At 60.3% G+C, this 16,855-nt stretch carries 16 protein-coding genes; 5 read left to right on the top strand and 11 right to left on the bottom strand.

Going from position 1 to position 16,855, the window contains the following annotated elements; genetic code table 11:
- The first annotated feature begins 263 nt into the window (after positions 1-263).
- The gene (locus RUI03_RS14605; protein ID WP_317288203.1) at positions 264-3,002 is read left to right on the top strand and encodes a glycoside hydrolase family 3 C-terminal domain-containing protein; all 2,739 of its coding nucleotides are present in this window, start codon (positions 264-266) and stop codon (positions 3,000-3,002) included.
- A 53-nt stretch (positions 3,003-3,055) separates the two neighbouring features.
- Here the strand turns inward: RUI03_RS14605 and RUI03_RS14600 are convergent, their stop codons facing one another.
- The 3 genes from RUI03_RS14600 to pxpA are packed head-to-tail and all read right to left on the bottom strand — an operon-like array spanning position 3,056 to position 5,351.
- Positions 3,056-3,997 carry a biotin-dependent carboxyltransferase family protein gene (locus RUI03_RS14600; protein ID WP_317288202.1) on the bottom strand — a complete coding sequence of 314 codons (942 nt, stop codon included), beginning with the start codon at positions 3,995-3,997 and terminating at the stop codon, positions 3,056-3,058.
- A complete protein-coding gene (locus RUI03_RS14595) occupies positions 3,997-4,608 on the bottom strand; it encodes a 5-oxoprolinase subunit B family protein (RefSeq protein WP_317288201.1) in 612 nt (203 codons plus the stop codon). Before RUI03_RS14595 ends, RUI03_RS14600 begins: the two co-directional genes overlap by 1 nt.
- Positions 4,605-5,351, bottom strand: a complete 747-nt coding sequence (pxpA, locus tag RUI03_RS14590; protein WP_317288200.1) for a 5-oxoprolinase subunit PxpA — start codon at positions 5,349-5,351, stop codon at positions 4,605-4,607. Before pxpA ends, RUI03_RS14595 begins: the two co-directional genes overlap by 4 nt.
- A 265-nt stretch (positions 5,352-5,616) precedes the next feature.
- On the opposite strand from pxpA, the gene RUI03_RS14585 reads away from it, so the two are divergent.
- Entirely contained in the window at positions 5,617-7,299 is a 1,683-nt protein-coding gene (locus RUI03_RS14585) for a DEAD/DEAH box helicase (RefSeq protein WP_317288199.1), read from the top strand.
- Here RUI03_RS14585 and RUI03_RS14580 read toward each other — a convergent pair.
- Entirely contained in the window at positions 7,296-7,676 is a 381-nt protein-coding gene (locus tag RUI03_RS14580) for a DUF6768 family protein (protein WP_317288198.1), read from the bottom strand. The two genes, RUI03_RS14585 and RUI03_RS14580, sit on opposite strands and share 4 nt — an antisense overlap.
- The gene (locus RUI03_RS14575) at positions 7,666-8,214 is read right to left on the bottom strand and encodes a sigma-70 family RNA polymerase sigma factor (RefSeq protein ID WP_317288197.1); all 549 of its coding nucleotides are present in this window, start codon (positions 8,212-8,214) and stop codon (positions 7,666-7,668) included. Before RUI03_RS14575 ends, RUI03_RS14580 begins: the two co-directional genes overlap by 11 nt.
- A gap of 149 nt (positions 8,215-8,363) precedes the next feature.
- Between RUI03_RS14575 and rph the strand changes: the two genes are divergently transcribed.
- Genes rph through RUI03_RS14560 form a run of 3 tightly spaced genes read left to right on the top strand, consistent with a single transcriptional unit; the run spans position 8,364 to position 10,478 of the window.
- Entirely contained in the window at positions 8,364-9,071 is a 708-nt protein-coding gene (rph, locus tag RUI03_RS14570) for a ribonuclease PH (RefSeq protein WP_317288196.1), read from the top strand.
- On the top strand, positions 9,072-10,106 hold the full coding sequence (locus RUI03_RS14565; RefSeq protein ID WP_317288195.1) for a lysophospholipid acyltransferase family protein: 1,035 nt from the start codon (positions 9,072-9,074) through the stop codon (positions 10,104-10,106).
- Between the two features lie 9 nt (positions 10,107-10,115).
- Positions 10,116-10,478, top strand: coding sequence for a DUF393 domain-containing protein (locus RUI03_RS14560; RefSeq protein ID WP_317288194.1), 363 nt, complete (start codon positions 10,116-10,118; stop codon positions 10,476-10,478).
- On the opposite strand, the gene RUI03_RS14555 is transcribed toward RUI03_RS14560, so the two are convergent.
- From RUI03_RS14555 to pyrF, 6 genes are all read right to left on the bottom strand, one after another.
- Entirely contained in the window at positions 10,475-11,023 is a 549-nt protein-coding gene (locus RUI03_RS14555) for an acyloxyacyl hydrolase (protein ID WP_317288193.1), read from the bottom strand. The genes RUI03_RS14560 and RUI03_RS14555 overlap by 4 nt on opposite strands.
- A gap of 82 nt (positions 11,024-11,105) precedes the next feature.
- Entirely contained in the window at positions 11,106-11,576 is a 471-nt protein-coding gene (locus tag RUI03_RS14550; protein ID WP_317288192.1) for a DUF6702 family protein, read from the bottom strand.
- A 45-nt stretch (positions 11,577-11,621) separates the two neighbouring features.
- Complete coding sequence (locus RUI03_RS14545; RefSeq protein ID WP_317288191.1) at positions 11,622-14,114, bottom strand: M1 family metallopeptidase; 2,493 nt, start codon at positions 14,112-14,114, stop codon at positions 11,622-11,624.
- Between the two features lie 223 nt (positions 14,115-14,337).
- Complete coding sequence (locus RUI03_RS14540) at positions 14,338-15,690, bottom strand: M23/M56 family metallopeptidase (RefSeq protein WP_317288190.1); 1,353 nt, start codon at positions 15,688-15,690, stop codon at positions 14,338-14,340.
- Positions 15,687-16,064 carry a BlaI/MecI/CopY family transcriptional regulator gene (locus RUI03_RS14535; RefSeq protein ID WP_317288189.1) on the bottom strand — a complete coding sequence of 126 codons (378 nt, stop codon included), beginning with the start codon at positions 16,062-16,064 and terminating at the stop codon, positions 15,687-15,689. The genes RUI03_RS14540 and RUI03_RS14535 overlap by 4 nt, the downstream gene beginning before the upstream one ends.
- A 99-nt stretch (positions 16,065-16,163) precedes the next feature.
- A complete protein-coding gene (pyrF, locus tag RUI03_RS14530; protein WP_317288188.1) occupies positions 16,164-16,844 on the bottom strand; it encodes an orotidine-5'-phosphate decarboxylase in 681 nt (226 codons plus the stop codon).
- Positions 16,845-16,855 lie beyond the last annotated feature (11 nt).

Here is a 16,855-nt window from a genome sequence, read left to right as displayed (position 1 = left end):
TATGTAGAAAGGCCGCAGCAGAAACGCTACGGCCTTTCAGGAGACCCCCAGATGGTCCCCGCGGCACTGCCTGATAAATGGTGCAATGCATCACCGACCGTGCCGAGCCGGACTGTGCAATCTATGTGCCTTTTTCCCGTAAAACGGCCGATTTTGTTAGCGCAGGACAAGACAGCGAAGAGGCCGTTCGTTAGTATCCGCCGTAATTCGGACAGCGGCAAAAACCGTTGTCCTATAATGTTTTGACAGGTGAGGAAAATTCCATGAATAAAATCGATCACTGGCGCTGGCTTGGTTCTGCTGCCGCCCTCGCGCTGATTATTTCGTGTGGTGAAGGCGCGACGCAAAAGGCGGATGCTGCAGAAGAAGCACCGCAAGCCGCCGCGGAAGCGACGGACGACAATAGCGACAGTGTCGATCCCAAAACGCTCCCTTTCATGGACACCAGCCTGTCAGCTGAGGAGCGTGCCCGCGATCTCGTCAGCCGGATGACGCTGGAGGAAAAAGCCGCCCAGATGTACGACAAGGCCGCGGCCATTCCGCGTCTTGGTATTCATGAGTATAATTGGTGGAACGAAGCCCTGCACGGTGTGGCGCGTGCCGGTCACGCCACAGTCTTTCCGCAGGCCATTGGCCTTGCTGCGACATGGGATGAAGATCTCATGTTCGACATCACCACGGTGATCTCTGACGAAGCGCGCGCGAAGTATAATCTGTACAGCTCGGAAGACGTCTATGCGATGTATGGTGGGCTGACCTTCTGGTCGCCAAACATCAACATCTTCCGTGACCCGCGCTGGGGCCGGGGTCAGGAAACCTATGGTGAGGACCCGTTCCTGACCGGCCGTATGGCCGTCAACTTCGTGAACGGCATGCAGGGCGATGATCCTTCATACCTCAAGACCGTCACGACCGTGAAACACTATGCGGTCCATTCCGGGCCGGAGCCGTCACGCCACCGCGATGACATTTCCGCCTCCGACGCTGATCTTTACGAGACTTATCTGCCTGCGTTCAAAATGGCCTTTGACGAGACCGAAGTGGCCTCGGTGATGTGCGCCTATAACGCCGTCTGGGGTGCCCCGGCCTGCGGGAGCGAGCGTCTGATGGTCGACCTGTTGCGCGGGGAACTCGGCTTTGACGGCTATGTGGTTTCCGACTGCGGGGCCATCGGTGACTTCTATTACGATGAAGACAAGATGAAGACGGGCGAAGCCCATTACATCGGCCATGACTATGTCGACACCCGCGCTGAGGCGGCCGCTGTCGCCGTGAAGATGGGCACGGACGTCAATTGCGGTGATGGCTATGGCAACAAGATGGACGCCCTGCCCGCCGCCGTGGAACAGGGCCTGATCGATGAGGCCACTATCGACCAATCCGTCATTCGTCTTTATACCGCGCTGTTCCGTCTGGGGATGTATGACGATCCATCGCTCGTCCCCTGGTCCGGCGCGTCGGTCGACGATGTGGCCAGTGAGGCGCACCTGGCCCTGACCGAGGATGCGGCACGCAAATCTCTCGTGCTTCTGAAGAATGACGGCGTCCTGCCGCTTGCCGATGATGTCAAGGTCGCGGTAATCGGTCCGAATGCTGACAATTGGTGGACGCTTGTCGCGAATTATTACGGCATCCCCACGGCGTCCGTGACGGCACTCGAAGGCATCCGCGAAAAGATCGGCGAAGAAAACGTGTTCTACGCGCCGGGCTCGACCATTGCTGGTGATGTCTACGCTAATTATGAAACCGTGCCGGCAGCCGCGCTCTTCCATCGTGCAGACGACGGCTCGCTGCAGCCCGGCGTGCAGGCAAGCTATTATATCGAGCCTGAGCGCACCGGCGAAGTGGTCAAGACCGGTGTCGAAGAAACGATTGATGCGTATTGGCTTCGTACGCCGACCACCGACAATCTGAATGACGAATTCGGCGCCACGTGGACAGGCGTGATCAAACCGACGACAGACGGTACTTATCGCTTCAAGCCATCGCGCTGGACTGAACTTTCCATCAATGGCGAAGTGGTTGAGGGCGATCAGGAATTCACCATGACGGCGGGAGAAGAATACGACTTCCAGCTCGCCATGACGTTCAACAGCGGCTGGTCCCGCGATGCGCTCGAAAAATTCGTGAACCTGTCCTGGGTCGACGTCTCCCGTGACCTGAAGGCGGAGGCGATGGCCGCCGCAGAGAAGGCCGATGTGGTCCTGTTCTTCGGTGGTATCGACGCCAATCTTGAGGGCGAAGAGATGTCCGTCGAGATTGACGGCTTCCTTGGCGGTGACCGTACCCACCTCGAACTGCCCGCCCCACAGGAAGCGCTGCTGAAGTCTCTGCACGCTACGGGCAAGCCAGTGGTGCTGGTCAACTTCTCCGGCAGCGCCATGGCGCTGAACTGGGAAGACGAAAACCTGCCCGCTATCGTGCAGGCCTTCTATCCCGGTGAGAAAGCGGGCGTCGCCATCGCTGACCTGCTATGGGGCGAGTACAGCCCATCAGGCCGCCTGCCGGTGACGTTCTACAAATCGGTCGACGATCTTCCGGCGTTCTTGGACTATTCAATGGCCAACCGGACGTACAAATACTTCACCGGCAAACCGCTCTATCCGTTCGGATATGGCTTGTCCTACACCACCTTTGGCTACGGCAATCTTGAGATACCGTCCGAACACGATGCTTCGGGCGAGCTAGCGGTCAGCGTCGAGGTGACCAATACAGGCGAGCGGGCCGGCCGTGAGGTCGTCCAGCTCTACATGAGCCACGACAAGCGCGCCAATCCGACCGTGCCGCGAGTGGAACTGGTCGGCTTTGAGGTCGTCGAGCTTGAGCCAGGCGAGAGCACGACCGTCGAATTCAGTCTGTCCCCTGAGCGGGTCGGATATTTCGATGAGGACGGCAAGCTGGTCATTCCGCAAGAGGGGAGCGCGACGTTCAGCGTCGGCGGTGGGCAACCCGCCTATTACAAGGGCGCCGTCTCGACCAAGGTCAGCTTTGCAGGCAATTGATCCGTAATAGACACAAAGGAAAAGGCGCGCTGAACGGCGCGCCTTTTTTTTGTCTATAACGCCGAAATCGGAATACCGATGGATTTGAGGGCCGCAGCCTTCGCCTCAAGCACGCGCAGGGCGGCCGCGGGGGTTACCCGCATCAACCGCACCTGATCGCCGGGTCTGAGCTGGCCCAGCTGGAACCGGTCAGCAGCGATGATCTGCGCAACACGGGGATAGCCGCCCGTCGTCTGCGCATCGGCCAGCAGGATGAAAGGTGCCCCGCCCTCCGGACACTGAATGGTGCCGGGAAACACCGGCGCGCTTTTCATCGTCCCCTGACTGTCAATCTCAAGAGGCGGTCCCTCAAGACCAACGCCCATGCGGTCCAGTCGCGAGGACACAATAAAATCCCGTTCGAACAGATCGTGCTGCGATGTTGGTGACAAGCTCTCAAACTCAGCCCCGTCACAGCATCGCAGAACATGACGTGTACTTGGCGGGATCAGCAGGTCCGCGGGCAGTGCCTGCGGCTCGTCAATTGCGTCATCCGCCAGCGCAAGATCATCGCCGACCTGCAATGCGCGCCCAATTCCCCCAAGGCGGGCGGGCAGATAGGTCGAGGGCGAGCCCATGATCGACCGCGCCTTCAGGCCGCCGCGCACCGCCACATAGACCCGCATACCGTCCGCGAGTCCGCTGATCAGGAGGCGGTCACCGGGCTTCACGGGCACGGTGGTACCCGGCCGGACAGGTCGGGACGATAGGGCCAGATTGGCTGTCGCACCCAGAATACAGATCATGGTCTCGGTCCTGAACGTGCAGGAGAACTGACCGCCGGGAATTTCAATGCCTGTGGCCAGCGGCGCATTACCGACCGCGCGATTGGCGAGCGCCAGGCTGTAGGCATCTGCCGCACCGGACCGCGGCACACCGCGATGGCGAAAACCGGTTCTCGGCGCTCCCTGAAGAACGCTCTGCAGTCCGGGTTTTTCAATCGTCAGTACTCGCATCAGACAGCCCTGAACTGGATCCACTGACCCGCTAAAAGAGTGAAAGGATCATCCAGACGACCATCAAAAAGCGTAAGGTCCGTTCGGCCGATCAGGGGCCAGCCACCCGGCCCACCAAGGGAATAGAGCCCGCTCATCCCGCCAGCGACACCGATGGATCCTGCAGGTACGAATGCCCGGGGCCGTGCGCGTCTTGGCACCTGCCAGCCGCACCCCTGCACATAGGCAAAGCCGGGGGTGAACCCCATCATCTCGATCTGAACTGGAGACGCCGTATGCTGATCAACAAGATCAGCCGTGCCGATCCCGAGCTGTCCGGCGACCTTCTCCAGATCAGGGCCATCTTCGCCGCCATAGCGTACCTCGATCATCAGGGGCGCGCCCATCACCGTGTCTGGAACGGCCGCCAGATCGTCCAGGTCGGCAAGCACCGCTTCAACCTGCGTCCACGTGACCGCAAGGGGATCGAACTGAACCGCGACCTCTTCCAGCGCCGGCACAATCTCGCCAAACAGACCGGTGGCCCGCAGTCGGTCCGCGATGACGCGTCCGACCGAAGCATCCGGGACCGCAATGGTCGCGATATCTTCCGAAATCTGAGTAACCGTCATTGTACCGACCTGATTGAAATATTGCTGTTTTCAAGGGCGCATCGGATCGCCTTGGCCGCGTCGACGGCACCCGGCGTATCGCCATGCACGCATATCGTTTCCACCCGCAGGGAGAGCGCGCCACCGCCTCTGGGCTCTAGACGGTCGCCGCGGGCCAAGGCAAGGGCCTGGGTGACCTGAGTCTCCACCTCATGAAACACCGACCCATCCAGTTGGCGAGACACAAGCTGTCCGTCCCCATCATATTGACGATCGGCAAAGCCTTCTGCGGTGTACGGCACCCCCATCGTACCGGCGAGGCGCCGCATCTCACCACCCGGCGGGCCCACAAGGCGCAGGCCCAGTTCCTGCGCCACCGCGACGATCGTGTGCGCCTGACCCTCATCCTGTGCTGCGACATTGTAAAGGGCGCCATGGGGTTTCAGATGCACGATCCGGGCACCCCGTTGAGCGCCGACGTCCATCAGTGTGCGACATTGCTCCAGCAGGCTCGCACGCAAGGCCGCCGGCTCAATGTCCAGTGCACGGCGTCCGAAACCGTCACGGTCCGGATAGGAAGGGTGGGCCCCGATTGCGACACCATGCTGCTGAGCCAGCGCGACAGCGATCGCCATTGTCTCCTGATCTCCGGCATGGCCACCGCAGGCAATGTTGCAGCTGGACAGCACCGGCATGAGCGCGGTGTCATCACCGCACCCCTCACCAAGGTCCGCATTCAGGTCGATTGATAAAGTTGATGTCATGTGCGTCTATCTTTACCAATAAAGAACGGTTTCAGAAATAGATTGCGTCTGTCGGCCAAATGTGTTCATAGGCCGCAATAATGCGCGCCGCTTGCGTGGACAGGGTCTCATCCCTGGCAGTAGCGCCCGTTAAGTTCGCCCGGCAAATAACGGGCTCCCGATATATCCGGGTCGCTTTTCTGCGCAACGACCTCCACTCAAGACGTGCGCCCTGGCGCGACGGTGAAGACCGGCTCGCGCCTTTCAGCGGTACTGAAAGATTATAATGACTGACTTCTCTTCGCTTGGCCTTGCCGAGCCTGTCCTGCGTGCCGTTCTCGCCGCGGGCTATGAAAACCCCACCCCCATTCAGGAACAGGGCATTCCGCCTCTGATGGAAAATCGTGACGTTCTGGGCATCGCGCAGACAGGCACCGGCAAGACCGCAGCCTTCGTCCTGCCGCTGCTGCACAAGATTGCCAACAGCCCCGTCACCATCACCCCGAAATCGTCAAGCGTGCTGATCCTCGCGCCGACCCGTGAGCTTGTCGCGCAGATCGCCGAGAGCATTCGCGTTTATGGCCGGTTCATCAAACCCACAGTCGCGGTGATCGTTGGCGGTGTGAACCCGCGCCCACAGGCCCGTACCATGGCCGGCGGCGTGAACATCGTCGTGGCGACACCGGGCCGTCTTCTGGACCATATGTCGACCGGTGCCGTGAAACTTGATTCCGTCCGCACCATCGTCCTCGACGAAGCGGACCAGATGATGGATCTGGGCTTCATGCCGGCCATCCGCCGGATCATGCAGCGCGTGCCATCAGATCGCCAGACGGTGCTGTTCTCGGCAACCATGCCGTCCGCCATTCGCGCCCTCGCCAACGACTTCCTGAACGAGCCGGTGAATATCGCCGTCGCGGCAGAATCTCGCCCGATCGAGCGGATCAGCCAGACCGTTGAGCACATGCCCGCGGACCGCAAGAAAGACCGCCTGATCGCCGTGCTCTCCTCGACCGATGTTGAGCGGGCGATTGTCTTTACCCGCACCAAACATGGCGCGGACAAGGTCACAAAATATCTCGACTCCTATGGTCTCAAGGCCGCGGCTATTCACGGCAACAAGAGCCAGGGGGCCCGGACACGCGCCCTCGACCAGTTCAAGAAGAGCGAAATCCGCATTCTCGTTGCCACCGACATCGCCGCGCGCGGTATCGACATTGATGACGTCAGCCATGTGGTGAATTTCGAGCTGCCGAATATTCCGGAAAGCTATGTGCACCGGATCGGTCGGACAGCGCGTGCCGGCAAGAGCGGCGTCGCCATCTCATTCTGCGACGGGTCAGAGTTCGGCTATCTGAAAGACATTGAGCGCGCCATCAAGATGCGCATCGACGCTGTTGGTGAGCCTGAACCCGCCACCGGTCCAGCCGTCAAACGCCGTGGTGGTGGTGGTGGCGGTCGTGGTCGTCCCCAAGGCGGGGAAGGCCGTGATACACGCAGCCAGAGCCGCGGCCCCAAAAGCGATCGCGGTGATCGGAATAATCGCCGCGCGCCTGCGCGTGGTGACCGGTTTGAGAGAGACGAGGCCCCGGCCCCGCGCTCCAGCTGGGTTCCCAATGACAATCCTGATGGTGACCGGCCGGTACGCCCGGCAAATGCACCCACAGGGGCAAAGCCAAAGCGGTTTGACCGCGACCGTGCCCGCGAAAACATGATCGGCGAGACATCAGAAACCCGCGCGCGCGGCGACCGTGGTCCTCGCCGCGACGATGATCGCCCTGCCTATCGTGGGGACAAGCCGCGCCGTGATGGTGCTGCTGGCAAACCGCAAGGTGGTCGCCCGGCCCATGCCAAGGATGGCCAGGCCAAACGGGGTGACAAGCCGGCCGGTGCACGCCGCACCGCTGAGGGCAAAGGCGGCAATGCTGGTCGTCGCCCCCGTCCAAGCCGTAACGCCGCCAACGGCTAAGACCTGATCTCCTGACGATCCTCCAACCGGGCCAGTCGAAGCTCAAGCTTCTTCAGCTCCCGGAGGATCGTCAGCGTTCCCATGCGTTGAAAAATCCACTGTTTCACCGCCATCTGCGCCGACCATGCCGCCCAGGCACCGAAGGCCCACAAAATCATCGGCCGTACCGCGTCCGCCGCAAATAGTCGGTAGACGCAAAAAAAGCCCAAGCCCGTCAGCACGAATGCCATGACCCAGATCATGATGGTCCAGAACCGCATCGGTCCCTGAAACGTGGCCCCCAGCTGGGTGAACAGTCCCCGGCCGTCCTCCAGATCGTCCAGAAATTCCTGATCCGCCGCAGACAGCCTGCGCAGTGTTGCATCCTCATTGGACATCGTCGTCTCCTTTCAGCAGGGCGCGCAATTGATGGCGCGCGGTAAAAAGTCGGGATTTCACGGTGCCGACCGGCACGGCGGTCACCACACTGATTTCGTGCAGCGTCAGTCCTTCAGCAAAGAACAGGACCGCCACTTCACGGTGATCGGCGCTGAGGCGCCCAAAGGCCTGCTCGAGCGCAGAGCGATCATCCGCTTGGGCCGGCGTTGCGACAGCCACATTCTCCACATCGCAAAGATGCGTGCGGTCCCTGATCGTATGACGCAGGCGGTCGGCGCATTTCCGGTGCAGGATCGAGAAGGCCCAGACCGGAAACTTTGCCGGATCTGACAATCCCATCCAGCCGCGGCAGATGCCCGTCCAGGCGTCCTGCACAGCATCCTGTGCCTCGCCCTGATCACCTAAGAGACGGCGCGCGGTTCGCAGCAGCCGGGGGTACCAACGGGCGGCCAGCCTGTCCGCCGCGCGTTTATTACCCGCGCGGACGAGCGTGACGAGCAATTCGTCGTAAACCCTGCCTTCCTCGTCGCTATGCATCCCGCCCCCTTCAGGCTGGTTTCAACTCGATAGTCGGCGCCAGCACACAAAAGGTTCATCCGGTCGCAAGGAAAGCGTCATGTAGCTGTTCTCGACATGTCCCCTGCACCTCGTTTATGCGGGACACCAACACCTCGAGGAGAACGAGCATGCGGCCATCGGGCAGAGCCTTCAACGAAATGCGGACCGTCAGTTTTGAAACGGGCGTGAACCGCTATGCCGAGGGGTCGTGCCTCGTCAAATTTGGCAATACGCACGTGCTCTGCACCGCGTCCTGGGACGAGCAGGTGCCGCCATGGATGCGCAACTCCGGCAAGGGCTGGGTCACGGCAGAATACAACATGCTGCCCCGCTCCACCCACACCCGGATGCGGCGCGAGCGGAAAGATGGCCCATCGGGCCGGACCCAGGAAATTCAGCGCCTGATCGGCCGGTCGCTGCGGGCTGTTGTCGATATGGGCATTCTGGGCGAACGTCAGATCCTGCTCGACTGCGACGTCATTCAGGCCGATGGCGGAACGCGCACCGCGTCCATCACCGGAGCCTATGTCGCCCTGCGCCAGGCGGTGACCTGGGCCATGACAAATGGTGTCATCAAGAAAGATCCGATCACGGATTCGGTCGCTGCGATTTCCTGCGGCCTGTACAGTGGCTCGCCCGTCATGGACCTCGACTATGACGAGGATTCCAATGCGCAGGCCGATGCCAATTTCGTTATCACCGGGTCCGGCGGCATCGTTGAAATTCAGGGCACAGCCGAAGGCGACCCGTTCTCGGATGAGCAGTTCCTCGCTCTCCTCGGCCTTGCCAAGACGGCGTGTGTCGAGCTGACCGAAAAGCAGAAGGCGGCCATTTAATTGGACACGGGGACGACAGAGCTTCGGCAAACAGCGGCGTCCTATGGCGCCGACGGCCTGCCCCTGCACCCCGAACGATCCGAGGCTGATCGTGAAATTTTCCGTTGGCAGAACGAAAGCCCGTATTACGTGCCGCCGCCAGCGGAGGACAAGCATCGACATATTGTCGATGTCCTGATCAAGGAGCGGGCACCCAAACTATCCCGCTCCCGCTTCTGGCCCATCTACCGCGTTCTGCTGAACAAGCTTCTTGGCTATCGCAAGGCCAAGCGGATGGTCGACGAAGCCGGACGATTGCCCGCCGACGAGGCATTCGCCTACGCCTCGGGCATGCTCGACATGAACCTCGATGTCACCGGCCTTGAGCATATCCCCAAGGAGGGCGGGTTCATCATTGCCCTGAACCACCCGACCGGTATTGCCGATGGATTGGCCGTACACGATGCGATTGCTGATATTCGGCCCGACGGCATTGTCTTTGTGAATGGCGATGCGATCCGTCTAAACCCCCGCCTGACCGACAAGCTCATCCCCGTTGAATGGCGACCGGAGAAAAAGAACCGCGCCAAATCCCGCGAGACACTTGTGGCGTCGAACCAGGCTTTCGCCGAAGGCCGGGCGATCATCCTGTTTCCCTCAGGACGCCTCGCCTATATGGACGAAGACAAGAAGCTGCAGGAACGCCCGTGGATGTCGAGCGTCGCGGCCCTCGCCAAGAAATACAAGGTGCCGGTCATCCCGGCCCATATCCGCTCACGGAACAGCTGGCTCTATTACTGGTTCTGGAAACTGAACGAGGAACTGCGCGACATGACGCTGTTTCATGAGCTGTTCAACAAGCGCGGCAAGACGTTTCACATCACCATCCGTGAACGGATCTCTCCGAGTGAGTTGCTGGCCGACAATGATGAAGCGGCGGCAGAGCTGCGCGACTATGTCTGCCAGGGCGTGCCCGCAGGCCAGACCTTTACAAGCTGGCGCGTCCAGCAGGCTGCGACACAGAAGCCCGTGGCGGCAGATCAGCCCGCAGCCTAAATCCCCACAATGATGACAAATGCTGTCACGGTCTATTTTGACGGTGCGTGCCCTCTCTGCCGCAAGGAAATTGCTCTTCTGCGGCGGATGGAAAAGGGACGCGGGCGTCTGGTTTTCGAGGATGTCGCACCGCCCGATGCGACCCCCAGCTGCGCTATCGATCGCCAGCGGCTTCTTGCCCGGTTTCACGTTCGCCTGCCGGACGGCGAGATGGTCGAGGGCGCAAGGGCCTTCACGGAGGCCTGGTCACGCGTCCGGGGCCTGGGATGGTTGGCACCGGTGGGACGGTTTGCCCCGACCCGGCGCCTACTTGATGGCGTTTATGCCGTTTTCCTGAAAGTCAGGCCGACATTGCAGCGGCTTGCTGCCTAGAACGTCCGGTGCAGGCGCAGGCCAAGGGTATCATTGCCCTCGTTCTTGCCCGTGCTGCAGAGGATCTTGCCGTGGCTGAGATGCTCCAGATACATTGACGCCGCCCAGCGATCATTGATCTTGCGACCAATGGCAGGCACCGAATGGAAGAGTGTCTCGCAGCCATAGGTTTTTTCGGTGTCGAGCACGTGCTGACGCTCCACAGGCTCCCACGGGGGGGGCAGCTCGATACGGCCGTCATGCACGATGATGCCGAACTGGAACTCGGCGAACCAGTTTTCGGTGATGAAGCGATCATACTGCAGACCACCACCGGCAAAGTTCAGATTACCCTCAGTATTTGTCGACGCCACGAGGTAGGGCTTCAGCTCGCCAATGCGTTGCAGAAAGCCCGGCGAATCGAACACGATCTCGCCCTGAACATCCATGCCATATTCGGTGTCTGTGATGTCGTGCCAGCCGAGGCCAACGCGCACTTCGCCCGCCTGGGCGCCTGTGCACAACATCGCTACACCTGCAGCAGCGGTCAGAAGTCGTTTCAGCATAGTGGTTCCCTGCCCGAAAAATCTCGTCCTACAAGACTACCAGTTAATCATGTTTGCGGAAGTCCCGGCAGGGCGGGAAAATTCATTCTGGCTGGACGCGATCGCCGCGAACCTTCGAAAAAACGTAGGATGTGTCTTCACGGCCATCAATTTCGACATTCACATAGTTGGACCAGTCATCGCTGAAATCCGACAGGATGTGCGACCCCAGAAGCGTCGGATGACCTTTCGCCTCCTGATAGACATAGACGTAATTGCCCTCGATCTCCGCCCCCAATGTCTTCACCGATCCGTCCATGTCGAACTGCCTGGACGCGTAGAGCGCGAGCCGGGCGAGGTTCTTGGTGTCGTCGAGATTGGGTGTGGAGACCGTCGGCAGGGTGGCCAGAAGCTGAATTGCGTCATGGGCGTGGATGCGATGGGTGATCTGGGTCGCCGCTTTCTTGCCCTCACCGGTGTAATTGATCGTCGTCATCACTTCGGGCTGGCGGTGCGCGAGCGCCGGGGTCGCGATCATCAGGAGTGCGCAAACAAGGCTGAGCAGTCGTTTCATTTCAGGTCCTGAATGGAAAAGGGCGGCCGAAGCCGCCCCTGACACTTAGTTGCTGTTGGACGGTGATTGCAGCGGCACTTCTTCGCCGCCCTGCTCATCGGTCTTGCCTTCTTCGGCGGCAAGGTCGGCGAGGGCATCAGCCATCTGGTTGTTGGACGAGCTGCTGGATTTGAAGAGCTCGAACCGTGACCGGTTGATCGATGACGGGAAGCCGTTGTTCGAACGGTCCGCGTCGGCAATCTCATGGTTTTTGTCGATCAAAATGGAGGTGATCGGACGATCAGTGATGAAAAGCTTCGTCACTTTCTCCGCATCCCGGCGCCAGATTTCGGCAGGGATCATCATTTCCTCAACGCTGCCATCTTCATAGGTGATTTCGAGCGGGATCGGCATGACGAGGCCACCCTTATTCTCGAAATCGATGAAGTACACGAACGGTTCGGTTTCCATTGCCTTGTCATAGGTCTGACGTTCGACAGCAGAGAGGCCCTTCAGGAATTTCTGGAAGTTGTTCCGGTCCGTGTTGTTCGTCACGAAGCGGTCATTCTCATTATAGAAATCACTCAGGCGATCGCGGCGCTGAAGACGCGTCTGCATTCCTTCTTCGCGGTTGCGGCTCTGGATCAGCGGCTCAGGCGACATTTCGGCATCCTGCTGGCGGCGGAAATCTTCCTCCACATCAGGATCCTGAGACGAGATCTGATATTCGCGCACCGCGGCGATGGCGAGGTCCACGTGGTCGGTCGTGTAGAACCAGCCCCGGAAGAACCAGTCGAGATCCTTGCCCGACACTTCTTCCATCGTGCGGAAGAAATCAGACGGGGTCGGACGTTTGAATTTCCAGCGGCGTGAATATTCGCGGAAGGCCGTGTCGAACAGATCGCGACCAAGAACCGTTTCGCGCAACACGACGAGAGCAGCGGCTGGTTTAGAATAGGCGTTCGGACCGAACTGCAGGATTGAATCCGACTGGGTCATGATCGGCACCTGTTCCGTGCTGCTCATGTAATCGGTGATATAGTCCAGAACGTTCGTTTCATTGCGGAACGCGGGATAGTTTTCTTCCCACTCGATCTCCGCCACATATTCGAGGAACGTGTTCAGACCTTCGTCCATCCATGTCCACTGACGCTCATCGGAGTTGACCGTCATCGGGAAATAGATGTGGCCGATTTCATGGATGATCACGCCGATCAGGGAATATTTGATGCCGCGCGAATAGGTAACCGAGCCATCCTTGGCATCATCCTTGTTCGGACGATAACCATTGAAGGTGATCATGGGATATTCCATGCCGCCCCGTTCCCAGGTGTTGACGGACTGGGCCGTCGGATAGGGATAGGGGAATGACATGCGATTGTAGACATCCATGGTGTGGATGACCGCTTCGGTCGAATATTGCGACCAGATCGGCTCGGCCTCGTTCGGATAGAACGACATCGCCATGACGAGCGGGTTGTTGTCGGATTCCTGACGGAAGCCCTGCGCATCCCAGATGAACTTGCGGGAGGACGCCCACGCAAAATCGCGAACGTTCTCGGCTTTGAAGTGCCAGGTCTGGGTTTCGCTGCTGCCTTCCTTCTCGTTCTCGGCGGCCTCTTCAGGCGTGACGATGAACACAGGATCTTCTGAATTGCGGGCCTGGCGCAGGCGGTCGCGCTGGGTCGCGGTCAGCACCTGTTCAGGGTTCTGCAACTCACCGGTCGATGTGACGACATGGTCCGCAGGAACAGTGATGGAGACGTCGTAATCGCCAAATTCGAGCGTGAATTCACCGCGGCCGAGAAACGCCTTGTTGTGCCAGCCTTCATAGTCGGAGAAGGCCGTCATGCGCGGGAACCACTGCGCGAGGAAGTAGATGTAGTCGTTGGTGTATTCGGCCTGATCGGTAGGGAAACCCTCATACCCGCCGCGACCGCCAACGATCGGCTCGTTGATGATGTTGAAGTTGAAATCGATCGAGAATTCAAAAGAGCCGCCCGAACGGATCGGGGTCGGCAGGTCGATGCGCATATGCGTGTCGACAATCGTGTAGCTCAGCTCCTGACCGCGGCGATCCTTGACGGATGTGATCTTGAAGCCGTGATCGCCCTCTTTGAGCGCCATCTGGCGGGCCAGCGCGCCGAAGCTGAGGCTGTCGCCTGAGCCATTGGCCTGGCGCCGTGTGCCGGACGTGGATGCCGTTTCGGACATGCGGGCCAGTGAGCCTTCAGCGAACCGGTTCTGGTCCAGCTGGACCCACAGATAGCGAAGCTCATGCGGCGAGTTGTTGGTATAGGTGATCTGTTCAGTCGCCGTGATGCGCTTGCCGGTCTCGTCCAGCGTCACATCGATGACGTAGTCGGCCTGCTGCTGCCAATAGGCTGGACCGGGTTCGCCGGTTGCCGCCCTGTAGACGTTCGGAGTGGGAAGCTTGTCGTCGAGCTGCTCGAAGGCTTTTGCGCCTGAGCCTGTGCCCGTAAATGTCTGGGCCGTGGCCCCTGTAATCAATGCCGAGGCACAAACCGCGGTCCCAACCCAACTCCGAAGGCGCATCATCGATATCCTATCATAACTGTTACTCGCGAGACCAAACTAGACAAAACGGCTCGTCTGAAAAGGGGGGAAAGACTGAACACGCCTCAACCCCGCTCTGGCGACCCTTTGTAAAGCGGCCGGAACGGGGTCTAGGGGAGGAAGGTCAAGGCGATCCTAACGCAAGGCCGATTGTGCCTCTCCCGGCCCGCTGGCGGGGCGTTGACCGTCGCGGCGATAGCCGTCGTCAGGGCGTTGCCAGCGCCTCAATGACACTGGCAGGATCGATTTTCAGGCCATTTTGTCGCACTTCAAGATGCAGGTGAGGCCCGGTGGATCGGCCGGTGCTGCCAACCGCGCCGATCGTCTGGCCCGCTGTCACTGTCTGGCCGTAGCGGACATCGGCATTGTTCATGTGAGCGTAGAACGTCTGCAGGCCATCACCATGATCGATGACGACCGTGATGCCATAGGCCCCCATATCCCGAGCAACAGTGACGCGACCACTCCCCGCCGCCTTGATGGGCGTACCCAGCGGTGCCTTGAAGTCGATGCCGCTGTGACGACGCGGGCCGTCTCCTAATGGGTCGTACACGATGTCGTAGCGAGCGGACACTTCACCTTCCACAGGCACGACTGACAGGACGCCATTAGCGGCCGTCGCCCCGGCAAGCGCCCACTGCCCGACGGTGAGCGGGACCAATGCGCCCAGCGCAGAGAGGGTTGTCCAGAGCCGGCGCTTGCCGCGCGGGGATGGGAGCCCCATAATCGCTTTCATTCTCATCTTTGCTTCTCCTTGATAGCGGGGTGAGAGGACCGCCGGCGCGCCGTGCAGGGCGTGACCGGCGGTATGCTTCAGGACAAGCACCAGACTTTGGGCATAGACCTTGCGCATCTTGGGGGCAGCGGCGATCACCGCTGCATCGACATTCAGTTCGGCGGCCAGCCGGCACCGCTTCGTCTGATGACGGACAAAAGGATTGAACCAGAACAGCGCATCGATCCACGCCAGCAGGATGAAGCGGTGCTGGTCACGGCGGCGAATATGCGCCTGTTCATGATCCACGATCAGATTGAGGGCTTGTCCGTCAAGCGCCTGAAAGGCCCATTGCGGCAGGACGATATGACGGGCGTACACGAACGGTGACAGCACTCGTTCCGTAACCAGAACGGATCGTCCATCGACTTGCATCGGTTGTGATGCCCCGGCGACGTCGTGCAGATAGAGATGGCAGTGTGCGAGCCGACCAGCCCATGCAACAAACCCCAGGCCGTAGACTGTCGCCGCCATTGCCCCGAAAGGGAGATGGAATGGCTTTGTCACGTCTACCGCGCCCGCCTGCGCGGCGGTGCCTGTCGCTTCACCAACGAACAGGTCTAGATCCGGCAGGGCCGCCAAGGGGGTCGGCAGAAAAGTATTCAGCCCCAGGAATATAAGACCAAGGAAGACGGGGAGGATCATGAGCGCAAGGGCCCGCCATTCGGCCGCCTCGCTTCCCATCCCCTCATCCGGTCCTCTCCCCGCCCGCACCATGGCGCTGGCGATGAGCGGAAGGCCGATGAGGGCCGCCATGGCAGCATCAAGAGGAGTCAGCGTCATGTCGGCTCTCCCTCGTCGAGTTCGTTGAGGAGGGCTTCAAGTTCCTCGACTTCATCCTCGTCGATCAGGCGACTACTGACAAAACTGGCGACCGGTAGAGGCCCCTCAACGTCGAGGACCTGTCGACTGAAACTTCGGATCAACCCGGCCATTGTGCGCAGGCGGGACTGGGCCGCCTCAAATGTCCGTACACCATGCACAGGCACCACCGACACCAGCGACTTCTCCACCATCCGGTCAAGCAGTTTGCGCGTGGTGGAGAAGGACCAGCCCGTTTGCGGCTCGACCAGATCCTGGAGCTCACGGGCGCTCAACCGGTCATGCGACCACAGAATTTTGAGCAGCCGCAACTCGGCTTCCGTTGGTGCTGACATTGTCCCTCCAGACCTTCCCCACAGGAGCAACGCGTCTTGCGTCGCTCTTATGCGACAGTCGTCGCACGGGTACCTCTCCGGAGCAAGGGGAGCGCTAGATTACAAATCTGCCAGAATGGCGCGTGCTGCCGCTGCGGGGTCTTCGGCCCGAATGATCGGACGCCCCACAACCAGGTGATCCGCCCCGGCCGCTACGGCGTCTCGCGGGGTGATGACCCGTTTCTGGTCGTCGACGGCTGCGCCCGATGGGCGGATGCCTGGCGTGATGATTTTCAGTTGCTCGCCGAACCGCGCCTTGATGGCCTGTGCCTCTGCCGCAGAAGCGATGACGCCATCCGCGCCCGCCTCCGCTGCAATCTCAGCCCGATGCAGCACCAGGTCGAGAACATCAAAGGGAAGGCCATGTCGCGCCACCGTGGCCTGATCCCAGCTGGTCAGGACGGTGACGGCGAAGATGCCCAATCCACTATCCCCCCGACCGGCAACAGCACCCTTGATCGTATCGGGATCGGAATGAACCGTCAGGACAGTGGCGCCGATCGATGTGAGGCTTTTGACACCGCGTTCGACGGTCGCACCGATATCCAGCAGCTTGGCATCGATGAAGACCTTGCGCCCGGCCGCCACGAGTGAGCGCGCCAGATCGTAGCCGCCCAAGGGGAAGAGCTGATAGCCGATCTTGTAGAAATGGCCCGCCTCGCCGATCCGGTCCACGATGGACGCCGCCTCATCAATGGATGGGACGTCGAGAGCGATGATAAGGCGATCTGATGGGGTCATGACAGCCCCGA

This window comes from Parvularcula sp. LCG005 (genome assembly GCF_032930845.1).
In the GTDB taxonomy this organism is placed as follows: Bacteria; Pseudomonadota; Alphaproteobacteria; order Caulobacterales; family Parvularculaceae; genus Parvularcula.
The sequence above is the reverse complement of the archived record's forward strand: the minus strand, read 5'-3'. Positions and strand labels throughout refer to the sequence as shown.